General features: G+C 68.8%; 10 protein-coding genes. 9 read left to right on the top strand and 1 reads right to left on the bottom strand.

Features of this window, described 5'->3' with window-relative positions; genetic code table 11:
* Positions 1-217: 217 nt before the first annotated feature.
* A complete protein-coding gene (gene ppc / locus ACGFR7_RS32440) occupies positions 218-2,941 on the bottom strand; it encodes a phosphoenolpyruvate carboxylase (RefSeq protein WP_393326113.1) in 2,724 nt (907 codons plus the stop codon).
* A 344-nt stretch (positions 2,942-3,285) separates the two neighbouring features.
* On the opposite strand from ppc, the gene ACGFR7_RS32435 reads away from it, so the two are divergent.
* The 9 genes from ACGFR7_RS32435 (at position 3,286) to ACGFR7_RS32395 (ending at position 10,736) form a co-directional block, all read left to right on the top strand.
* Positions 3,286-4,299 carry an acyl-CoA desaturase gene (locus ACGFR7_RS32435; protein WP_393326104.1) on the top strand — a complete coding sequence of 338 codons (1,014 nt, stop codon included), beginning with the start codon at positions 3,286-3,288 and terminating at the stop codon, positions 4,297-4,299.
* A 22-nt stretch (positions 4,300-4,321) separates the two neighbouring features.
* Positions 4,322-5,008: a TetR family transcriptional regulator gene (locus ACGFR7_RS32430; protein ID WP_393326102.1), complete on the top strand. Its 687-nt coding sequence runs from the start codon at positions 4,322-4,324 to the stop codon at positions 5,006-5,008.
* 150 nt (positions 5,009-5,158) lie between these two features.
* Positions 5,159-5,797 (top strand): hypothetical protein, encoded by a 639-nt coding sequence (locus ACGFR7_RS32425; RefSeq protein ID WP_393326100.1) that lies wholly within the window; start codon positions 5,159-5,161, stop codon positions 5,795-5,797.
* 207 nt (positions 5,798-6,004) lie between these two features.
* Positions 6,005-6,646: a hypothetical protein gene (locus tag ACGFR7_RS32420; protein ID WP_393326097.1), complete on the top strand. Its 642-nt coding sequence runs from the start codon at positions 6,005-6,007 to the stop codon at positions 6,644-6,646.
* Between the two features lie 281 nt (positions 6,647-6,927).
* The gene (locus ACGFR7_RS32415) at positions 6,928-7,218 is read left to right on the top strand and encodes a WXG100 family type VII secretion target (protein ID WP_393326094.1); all 291 of its coding nucleotides are present in this window, start codon (positions 6,928-6,930) and stop codon (positions 7,216-7,218) included.
* Positions 7,219-7,283: 65 nt separating this feature from the next.
* On the top strand, positions 7,284-8,534 hold the full coding sequence (locus ACGFR7_RS32410; protein WP_393326092.1) for a putative T7SS-secreted protein: 1,251 nt from the start codon (positions 7,284-7,286) through the stop codon (positions 8,532-8,534).
* Positions 8,535-8,644: 110 nt separating this feature from the next.
* Positions 8,645-9,691 (top strand): hypothetical protein, encoded by a 1,047-nt coding sequence (locus ACGFR7_RS32405; protein WP_393326089.1) that lies wholly within the window; start codon positions 8,645-8,647, stop codon positions 9,689-9,691.
* 104 nt (positions 9,692-9,795) lie between these two features.
* The gene (locus ACGFR7_RS32400) at positions 9,796-10,023 is read left to right on the top strand and encodes a hypothetical protein (RefSeq protein ID WP_393326087.1); all 228 of its coding nucleotides are present in this window, start codon (positions 9,796-9,798) and stop codon (positions 10,021-10,023) included.
* A gap of 86 nt (positions 10,024-10,109) precedes the next feature.
* Complete coding sequence (locus ACGFR7_RS32395) at positions 10,110-10,736, top strand: hypothetical protein (protein WP_393326084.1); 627 nt, start codon at positions 10,110-10,112, stop codon at positions 10,734-10,736.
* Positions 10,737-10,814: the final 78 nt, after the last annotated feature.

Below are 10,814 nucleotides of genomic sequence, written 5' to 3'. Positions count from 1 at the left end.
ATTCACCGCCGACCTCGGCGAGGACGGCTATGCCGCGGTGCGCGGACTGCTCACCCGCGCCGCGGGCGGGGGGGGGGGGGGGCCCCGCCGGCGCCGGGGGGTGGGGGGGGGGGGGGGGGGGGGGGGGGGGGGGGGCGGGGGGGGGGGGGGGCGCGGCGGGCCCCCGGGGGGGGGGGGGGCGGGGGGGCCCCCCCGTCGTGTGTCCGGCCGGGTGGTGTCAGCCGGTGTTGCGCAGTCCGGCGGCGACGCCGTTGACGGTGAGCAGCAGGGCCCGGGCGAGGACCGGGTCCGGCTCCTCGCCGCGCTCGGCGGCGGTGCGCTGGCGGTCCAGCAGCGAGACCTGGAGGTAGGAGATCGGGTCGAGGTAGGCGTCGCGGATGTGGAAGGTCTGCTTGAGGACCTGGTTGGAGTCGAGGAGGGTCTTCTCCCCGGTGACGCGCAGGACCTCGGCGACGGTGAGCTCGTGTTCGGCCTTGATGACGTCGAAGACGTGCTTGAGCTCGTCGGGAACGAGGGTGTCGACGTAGTGCTGGGCGATCCGCAGGTCGGTCTTGGCCAGCGTCATGGTGACGTTGGCCAGGAAGTTGCGGAAGAAGTGCCAGTGCTCGTGCATCTCGTCGAGGACGCTGTCGAGTCCGGCCTCGCGGGCGGCCTTGAGGCCGGTGCCGACGCCGTACCAGCCGGGGACGATCTGGCGGGACTGCGTCCAGCCGAAGACCCACGGGATGGCGCGCAGTCCGTCGAGGCCGGCGCCGGAGTCGGGGCGGCGCGAGGGGCGCGAGCCGAGGTGGAGCTCGGCGAGCTGGTCGACGGGGGTGGAGGCGAAGAAGTACGCGGGCAGGTCGGGGTCCTCGACCAGGCGCCGGTAGGAGCCGTGGGCGGCCTCGGAGACGGTTTCCATGGCGGCGTCCCAGCGGGCCAGCGCCTCGTCGGACTGCCGGGGGACGGTGTGCAGGGCGGAGGCCTGGAGGGTGGCGGCGACCGTCAGTTCCAGGTTCTCCCGTGCCAGCGACGGCACCAGGTACTTGTCGGAGATGACCTCGCCCTGTTCGGTGACCTTGATTTCGCCTTCGAGGGTGCCGTAGGGCTGGGCGAGGATCGCGTCGTGGGAGGGGCCGCCGCCGCGGCCGACGGTGCCGCCGCGGCCGTGGAAGAGGCGCAGCCGTACGCCGTGCCGGTGGGCGACGTCGCGCAGCAGGCGCTGGGCTCGGTGGATCTCCCACTGGGAGGTGGTGATGCCGCCGAACTTGGAGGAGTCGGAGTAGCCGAGCATGACCTCCTGGACGTCGCCGCGCAGGGCGACCAGGCGCCGGTAGGAGGGGTCGGCGAGCATCTCGTCGAGCAGCTGATCGGCGATCTTCAGCTCGTCGGTGGTCTCCAGGAGCGGCACGATGCCGATCTTGGCCCAGCCGGCGTGCAGGTCGATCAGCCCGGCCTCGCGGGCGAGGACGGTGGCGGCGAAGACGTCGTCGGAGCCGGCGCACATGGAGATGATGTAGGACTCGACGACCTCGGGGCCGAAGGTGTCCTTGGCCTTGCCGATGGTGCGGAAGACGCCGAGGGTCTTGGCGCCGGCCTCGTCGAGCGGGGCCGGGGTGGGGGCCAGCGGGCGGCGGGAGCGCAGTTCCTTGGCGAGGAGCTTGCGGCGGTAGTCGCGCGGCATGTCCGCGTAACGCCAGGATTCCTCGCCGAGGCGGTCGAAGAGCTGGCCGAGGGCGTGGTGGTGGGCGTCGGCGTGCTCGCGGACGTCCATGGTGGCGAGCTGCAGGCCGAAGGCGGCGATGGTGCGCAGGGTGCGCTCCAGGCGGCCGTCGGCGACCAGGCCGCCGCGGTGCTCGCGCAGCGAGGTCTGGATGAGGGCCAGGTCGTCGAGGAGTTCCGCGGTGCCCAGGTAGTCGCGGCCGGGGACGTGGGGGGTGTCGCCGGCGAGGCGGTCGCGGGTGTTGACGAGCTTCTGGCGGATGCAGGTCGCCTTGAGGCGGTAGGGCTCCTCGCTGTTCAGCCGCTTGTAGCGGGGGCTGATCTCGGGGAGGAGGTCGAGGTCGTGCTGGAGGGATTCCAGCAGTTCGTCGGTGGCGCCGCAGTTGCGGATGGAGTTGGACAGGGCGCCGCGCAGCTCGTCGACGTGCTCCAGGGCGTCGGTGATGCCGTGCTCGTGCTGGAGGAGCAGGACGTCCCAGGTGACCTGCGGGGTGACGTTGGGGTTGCCGTCGCGGTCGCCGCCGATCCAGGTGCCGAAGGTGAGCGGGCGGGTGCCGGCGGGCAGCTCGGTGCCGGCCCGCTCCAGCTCGGCGGCGAGGTCTTCGAGGACGTCGCCGACGGCGCCGCGGCCCAGCTCGTCGAGGTAGTAGATGGCGTTGCGGGCCTCGTCGGTGGGCTCCGGGCGGGCGACGCGCAGCTCGTCGGTCTGCCAGATGAGGTCGATGTTCTCGGCGAGGCGGAGGTCGGCGCGGCGGCGCTCGGAGTCCGTGCTGTCCAGCAGCTCGGCGACCTTGCGGAGCTTGGTGAGGACGGAGCGCCGGGCGGCCTCGGTGGGGTGCGCGGTGAAGACGGGGCGCACTCCGAGGTTGCGGGCGGTCGCCTTCAGGTGCTCGGGGTCGGCGTCCTTGAGCATGTCGGCGGTGCGGGCGAGGATGCCGCCCTCGGCGGCGCGCTTGGCGCCCAGCTCACGGCCGCGGTGCACCTGCTCGGTGACGTTGGCGAGGTGGAAGTACGTGGAGAAGGCGCGCACCAGCTTGGCGGCGGTGGCCAGGTCCGTGTCGCCCAGGAGCCGGGCGGCGGCTTCGCCGTCGGAGCGGGTCAGGGCGCGGACCCGCTCGACGAGGTCAAGGAGCTCCTGGCCTTCCTGGCGGACAAGGGTTTCGCCGAGGAGATCACCGAGGCGGCGGATATCGGCACGCAGGGCGATGTTGTCGCTCGGGCCGGGGTCCAGGCTCTCGATGGGCGCGATCTCGGCTGGAGTGTTGTCGGCACTGCTCACAGGTGCGGCTCCTTGCAGCGATCAGGGGCGTCGTACCGCGGCTCATGGGAGAGGTGCCGGCGGGCGACGGGTGGGCAGGTCTGATGCGGGCGGGTTGCGGACCGCGCTGTCCGACGTCCCCAGGATAGGTCTGCCCAGTGTCAGCAGATCACACCGTCCGCTGGGTGGGCAGATGCGTCACAGGGGGTAGGTGTGGCGCCTGTCACGGCCTTGCCCGTGACGGTGGCGCTGCCATACTTACGAGACCGTAGGTTACGGTCCCGTAGCCGTAGCCGTGCCCCCGAGCCCCCCCGACGAGGGACACCATGACCGCTGGTTCCGAAGCCGTAGAAGATCCCCCGATTCCTGCCGGTTCATCCGCCGGTCCGGACGCTGCCGCCGCGGCACCGTCCGCGACGCTGGGCGGCGAGCAACGCAGGTCGGTCGAGCAGATCACGCTGCTGCTCTTCATCACCGTCCCGTTCGTGGCGCTGGTCGCCGCGGTACCGCTGGCCTGGGGCTGGGGGGTGAGCTGGCTGGATCTGGGGCTGATGGTGGCGATGTACTACATCGGCTGCCACGGCATCACGATCGGCTTCCACCGCTACTTCACGCATGGCTCGTTCAAGGCGAAGCGGCCGCTGCGGATCGCGCTGGCGATCATGGGCTCGCTGGCCGTCGAGGGGCCGCTGGTGCGCTGGGTGGCGGATCACCGCAAGCACCACAAGTTCTCCGACGCCGAGGGCGACCCGCACTCCCCGTGGCGCTTCGGCGAGACGGTGCCGGCCCTGATGAAGGGCCTGTGGTGGGCGCACATCGGCTGGATGTTCGACGAGGAGCAGACCCCGCAGCAGAAGTACGCACCGGACCTGATCAGGGACGATGCGATCCGTACGGTCTCCCGCCAGTTCGTCCTGTGGACGGCTGTGTCGCTGCTGATCCCGCCGCTGGTGGGCGGTCTGGTGACCTGGTCCTGGCAGGGGGCGCTGACCGCGTTCTTCTGGGGTTCCCTGGTCCGCGTGGCGCTGCTGCACCACGTCACCTGGTCGATCAACTCCATCTGCCACGCGGTGGGCAAGCGCCCCTTCAAGTCCCGCGACCGCTCGGGCAACGTCTGGTGGCTGGCCGTCCTGTCCTGCGGTGAGTCCTGGCACAACCTGCACCACGCGGACCCCACCTGCGCCCGGCACGGGGTGATGAAGGGGCAGCTGGACTCCAGCGCCCGGCTGATCCGCTGGTTCGAGAAGGCGGGCTGGGCGTATGACGTCCGGTGGCCGGACGCGTCCCGTATCGACGCCCGACGCGCGGAGCCCGCCGCCGGGGGTACGTCCCGGCGGTAGGCGGGGAAGGCATGATTGACGGGTGGCGATCGACAACAGCAGCACGAGCAACAGCAAGGGCAAGCCCTCCCCGGCCGCGGGCACGCGGCGGGCCCGCCGGGTCCGGATGACCGGTGCGGAGCGCCGGGAGCAGCTGCTGGACATCGGTCGCACGCTCTTTGCCGAGCGGGGGTACGAGGGCACCTCGGTGGAGGAGATCGCGGCGAAGGCCGGGGTCTCCAAGCCGGTGGTCTACGAGCACTTCGGGGGCAAGGAAGGCCTGTACGCGGTGGTCGTGGACCGCGAGATGCGGCAGCTGCTGGACATGGTGACCGGCGCACTGACCGCGGGACACCCCCGCGAACTCCTCGAACAGGCGGCGTTCGCGCTGCTCGATTACATCGAGACCTTCACCGACGGCTTCCGCATCCTGGTCCGCGATTCCCCGGTGGCCCAGTCCACGGGCACCTTCGCCTCCCTCATCAGCGATATCGCCACCCAGGTCGAGGACATCCTGGGCCTGGAGTTCAAGGCCCGCGGCTTCGACCCGAAGCTGGCCCCGCTCTACGCCCAGGCCCTGGTCGGCATGGTCGCGCTGACCGGCCAGTGGTGGGTGGACACCCGCAAGCCGAAGAAGGCCGAGGTGGCGGCCCATCTGGTGAACCTGGCCTGGCACGGCCTGGGCAACCTGGAGGCGAAGCCGCGGTTGATAGGGCATCGGAAGAACTGAGGGACGGGGAGGGGCGGGGCTGTCAGGGCAGGGCTCTCGGGGGTGGCGCCTCATGGGCGGCCCGCCGGGTGATCGTTGTCTGACACACTGGTCGGCCGTCGTCATGTACCGCGTCTGTCGAGGCGATCCGGAACGGGAGCAGCGAGCCGAATGTCCGAGATAACGTTCTGCCTTTCGCAGGAAGATTTTGCGCAGCATTTCTCCGCGCTGCCCGGGCACGAGGCGTGGGGGGCTCTCCAAACGGGAAATGGGCGGATTGCCGCCGAATCGCCCCTCGCCCGGGTTCACCGCCAGGGCGGCAGTGACGACCACGCGCCGGCCTTCACCCTCACGGCGGGGACGGAACCCGCCCACACCCTGTGCACCGTCGCCCCCGAGGCCGGCGCCGCCGGCTCGCAGCCCGCTTATGCGGTGCATGACGGAACCGGCCACCTCATCGGCCGGATCGTCCGCGAGCGTTCCCCGCTGGTAATTCGCCAGGCGTGGCGCATCGAGGACTCGGTCAAGCAGTGCAGTGCGGTCGCCTACAAGGGGAATATCCGCGGCTGGATCGCATACTGGGCGGTCTCCCCGATCTGGGCCGTTATGGCGCTGATCTTCCTCGTCTATGGCGACCTGCATCCGGGGGGCTCCCTGTGGAGCAAGCCCTCCCGTGCCCGCTGGCGTATGCGGGCCGGCGGCGGATCGGGGAAGACCGCCCTCGACTTCAACACCGGCCGGTATCGCGCAGACACCGGAATGCTGAATGTGAATCTCGTCTACGCGCAGGCCGCGCTGTACGGCGCATAGCGCCGATAGAGCACCGCAGGGCGTGAGGGCGTACTGCGACGGCGCCGGGCCCAGCGGCACTCCTGCCGTTGCTCGCCGTCTGGCACCTGGTGGTCCGTCGCCGGGAGCCGCGCCTTGAGGGAACGCGAGAGAGCTCTCCCCCGGGTGCGCGAGGGTGAGAATTCCGCGGGACCGAGGCGAATCGAAGCAGGAATTATGGAGCGAGCAATGTCCGAGGTCACGTTCGGCATCACACGGAACGACGCTGCGAAGGAATTCTCCGCGCTGCCGGGGTGTACGGCATGGGGGATCCTGCACCCGGGGCGGACCGGGAAGATTGCCCCTGGCACGACGCTGGCCCGGGTCCATCACCACATCACCAGTTCCGAGCAACAGCCGGCCTTCACGCTGACGACCGCGGCAGAGCCTGCACAAACCCTGTGCACCATCACCCCTCAGACCGGCGCCACCGGCCCCCGGACCGTCTATGCAGTGCATGACGGACACGGCCGGATCATAGGCCAGGTGACCCACGAACGTTCCCCCCGAGGAATGCGTCAGGCGTGGCGCATGGAGGACGCGAGCAGGCAGTGCGGCATGACCGCCTATAAGGGGAATATCCGCGGCTGGATCACATACTGGGTATTCTCGCCGTTCTGGGTCATTCTCGCGTTGCTGAATCTCCTCAACGGCGATACACATTCGAGCTGGTGGCTTTGGGGCAAGCCCCGCCGCGCCCACTGGCGCACACGGGCCGGCAAGGGGCCACGGAAGCCCGCCCTCGACTACAAATCCGGCCGGTACCGCGCAGATACCCGACTGCTGGACGCGAACCTCATCTATGCACAGGCCGTGCTGTACGGCGCGTAGCAATGGGGCCGCGCGCCCGCCCCTTTGCGTGAGCGCCGTCATGCGGATTTTCACGGAGTGCCGCCACACAAGCCTCATATGGGAATTCTCCATCTGGCGACATATCCGGCATAACCCACACTTGACCCTTAATGCATCTTTGCCGTGTCACCTCGCTGCACATTACCCCTCCTTTAACCCTGTACTTTCACCCCGTCGGGCGGTCGCGGTACGGTGAGCAAATGCGCCGATCCGGGATCGTCGCATCCAGGAATTAGCTGAGCGATGGGGGAATCGCGGCCGTGGCGACAGACTTCAAAATCGATGTCGAGCGCATCCAGACGATACTCAAGAAGCTCGCGGATGCGGACGACCGCATGCGCGATGCGCAGCACCGACTCAACAAGGTGGGCCCGAAGACTCTGGGCACCGATGGCCTCGACGATGCCTGTGACGAGTTCCAGGATCAGTGGGGTGACGGCATCAAGCGGATCGCAGGCGCCGCGAAAGAGATTCACGAGAAGCTCAAGCTGACGCTGGACGCCTATAAGGCGGGCGAAGAAGAGAACGCCAAGTTGATGGGCAAGAAGTAACCACCGGCGCAGCCTGATCGGCTCGACGCGCTGCCGAAGCAAAGATTGATCACACGGGGAGACGCATGTCCTGGCGCAGCATATTCATCGAAGACGACTCGGCTTGGCCCGGCGTCAAGTTCAATCCGGCCAAGGGAGATCTGGACCAGATCCAGGCGCTCGCTTCGGATGTGAAGTCCGTGGGCGACCAGCTCGACGAACTCGACCATATGCTCAAGTCGATCGGTAAGAGCGACGGCGCGTGGGAAGGTGAAGCGGCGCAGAACTTCGCGAAGAAGCTCGGCGAACTGCCCAAGTACCTTCACCAGGGCAGCGAATCGATGCACGACTGCGCCAAGGCCCTGCGGGGCTGGCACACCCATCTGCAGGGATTCCAGCACAAGGCCGAAAAGATCGAGTCGGAGGCCGCGGCGGCCCGCAAGGACGTGACGGCCAACCGGGAGCACTACGACCGGCTGAAAAAGCGGTACGACAGCCTCAACCTGATGACGGTGGACGCGGAGGACCCCGGGTTCAAGCAGCTCCTCGCCGACATCGACACGGCCACGCACAAGGTCGACAACTCCCAGGACAAGCTGGACGACCTCGTCCGCGAGGCCGAGCGCATCTACGCCCAGTGGAAGGACCGCGCCGGCGAAGCCGAACGCGCGATCCTCAAGGCCTCGGAGAACCACCCGCCGGACCTCCACTGGTGGAACAAGGCCATCGACGGCCTGAAGAGCGCGTGGCGAGGGTTCAAGGACTGGCTGGTGGAGCACGCTGACACGCTCTCCACCATCTCCGCCGGTCTGGCGGCGGCCGCCCTGGCGGTCAATGTGATTCCTGTGGTCGGCCAGGCGGCATCCGCTCTCCTGGGCGGTGCCTCCGCCGTCTGCGCGGCAGGGGCCATGGCGGGTCACTGGATGGGCATGGCGCGCGGCAACGGCACACCGGGCTGGAAGATCGGCCTGGACGCCTTGGGGGTCATCCCCGGAGTCGGCGGCGTGTTCAAGGCAGCGGGAGCGGGCTTCAAGGGTGCCGCCAGCACGGCAAAGCTGACGACGAAGATCGGTGGTGCCGTCAAGGGCCTTGGCAATGTCAAGATGATCGCACGTGAGACACCCGACGCGATCCGCACGGGTCTCGCGAAGCCACTCAGCATGAAGTGGATGAACAAGGGGCTGGGAGCGGTCGGAAAGCCGCTCTCGGACGGCACGATTCACGGCATTCAGCTCGCCACCAAGGCCGGCTCGTTTCTCCACGGCACCGCGCAGCACTCCGGCGGCGAGGCACAGGCCGCGTCGGGCAGCAAGTTCCATCAGACACTCGCGGCCTGAACGACGGGAGAAGCGCACGAATGTCACCAGCAGAACCAAGCATCGATGACTCTGCCGTAGCGGCACCGCCGCCGGCCCGGCGGTCGGGGCAGTTGCGCATCGGCTGGATCATGCCGGAGTTCATCCGGGAACTTCCGGTGGACGCACCCGATTTGGAAGCGGTTGCCGATAGCCTCCATGCGCTCGCCACCGACTTGATGCCCGAGCACTCCGCGGACGAGCAGTTTCGCTTCGCACTCGGAATCGGCGCCCAGTTGGAGGCGATGGCCGACGCCAACGTCATTTACGCGGGCATGTGCTTCCTGGAAGTGGAAGGGCGGCCCACGGCATCCACGATCGTCGTCAGCCAGGTGGAGCACGACAGCGAGGATGAGGCGTCCGTGCTGCGCACCACCCGCGAATTGCTGGAACGCAAGCACCCCGACGACGAATTCCAGACGGTGGAGCTTCCGTGCGGCCCCGCTCTCACCCGGGTCGGTGGCTCAGGATTCGTCATGGCAGCGGAGGCGTCGCCCACGGGCCGGGAAGAGCTGATCGCGCAATCCGAGATACAGGTGTTCGTACCGTTGCCGGACACCGCAGAGATGCTGATCTTTGAGCTCGCTTCCCCGTCGCCGGAGGGCTGGGACCTGCACTCCGAGCTCTTCGCCGAGATTCTCAAGACCATCGACTGGGGTACCGACCAAGAGATCGAAGACTATCGGGCCATGCGGCAGAGCGCCCCGGCCACGGTCGAGCCGGCGGACGGGGTGAAGCAGGAGCTGTATTGGCACTCCAGCCGACTGATGGATGCCGTGGCACTGCAGGGCAGCATGGGCGGCGGAGACGTCGCCTCCCTCACCTGCTCCGAGTGCTGGGCCAAGGGTCTGCGGTCCGCTTGCTCAGCCCGGCACAGTTGGTACATCGGCGAGGTGACGAACGGCGATCTCAGCCGCGCGCTGCCGCGGGTGGTCGAGTGCTTCGCGTCGCAAGGGTGGCGGACGGACGGCGAGGTCACCGGAGAACGGGTCGGCCTGCGGGCCGGGGACGAGGCGTCCGAGCGGTCGGTGGGTCATGCGCTCACGGCCTCGGTGGACACCGCCGCCGGCCGGTTTACCGCCGAGGTGACCTCTCCGTGTACCCGTTCCTCCGCCCCTGCCGATTCCCTGTTCGGCTAAGAGGAGCTGAGCCGGCCCGTGGTACTGGCCGGCGGCCGGCCCAGCCGCGGGCCAAGGCGAGCGTCGTCACCGCGGTCGCACTCACCGAAAGAAATTTCCACTCCGTGTACGCGCAGTACAACCACTGGAACGGGAAACCGGACGAGGCAATCGAACGGGGTCCGGCCTTCCGCCGGGAGTGCCTTTCCTGGACCCGTCTGACCGGCACCCACGACCATGACGTGCAGCTGGGTTTCACCGATGGCTCGTGGGGGACACTGTTCGGTCCCGGCACAGACGAATGCGCGAAGTACTTCCCGCACACCCTCGGCAAGCGGGGCCCCATCCCGTAGCCCTGCAACCGTGGAGCCGCGGGACCCGGCCCAGGGGCCGGCGCCCCGAGACAACGCCCCACCCCCGAAAGGAAGCGCCCCACGTCATGGAACCCGACCTGCTGACAAGCATCGCCTCAGCGCTGCCCGCAAATGAGCGGCTGGTGGGGGCCTTCGAGGTCGGCCGCGCCCTGTCCGACGGCCGGGAGGACGATGCCGATGTGCCGCCCGACCGGCAGCCGAAGGTGCTGATTGGACAGAGCAGGCCGGGAGACCGGCGGCGCGGCTTCCTCTCCTTTCTTTTTGAGACCGCGACGCTCACCGACCCGCGACCCGGGCCGGTCAAGGCCACCGGCGACCCCACGGCCCGGGTGAAGCGGCAGAAGAAGAACGGGCGGTTCTTCGGCACCTGGGAGAGCCTGGCGGGCCAGTGGCTGGCAGCCGGTCAGCCCAATGCGGAGACCCGTGTCATCACCTTTGTCGCGCTCACCGAATATCAGCTGCGATTCGTCTACGTGCAGAACATCCGGCGGTCACAGACCGACCGTGCGGTCGAGGCGGGCGCCTGCTTTCCGCGTACCGCCCTGGCCTGGACGCGTCACCGGGCAAGCGGGCGGAAGGAGTTCCAGTTCGGTTTCGGCGATGGCTCCTGGGGGACGTTGATGGTCCCCCAGGACAAGGAATTCCTGGCGCTGTTTCCCGGCACGCTCACCCACAAGGATCCCATTCCGTAACCGTCCCCATCGCCTCCAGGAATCAGCGGGCATCCGCGGAGGTCGGCGGAACCGCGGGGGCAGCGGAGCCGCAGGCAC

The sequence above is a fragment of the Streptomyces sp. NPDC048516 genome, from assembly GCF_043199875.1.
In the GTDB taxonomy this organism is placed as follows: domain Bacteria; phylum Actinomycetota; class Actinomycetes; order Streptomycetales; family Streptomycetaceae; genus Streptomyces.
Note: the sequence above shows the minus strand (reverse complement) of the source record. Positions and strands in the feature narration are given on the sequence as shown.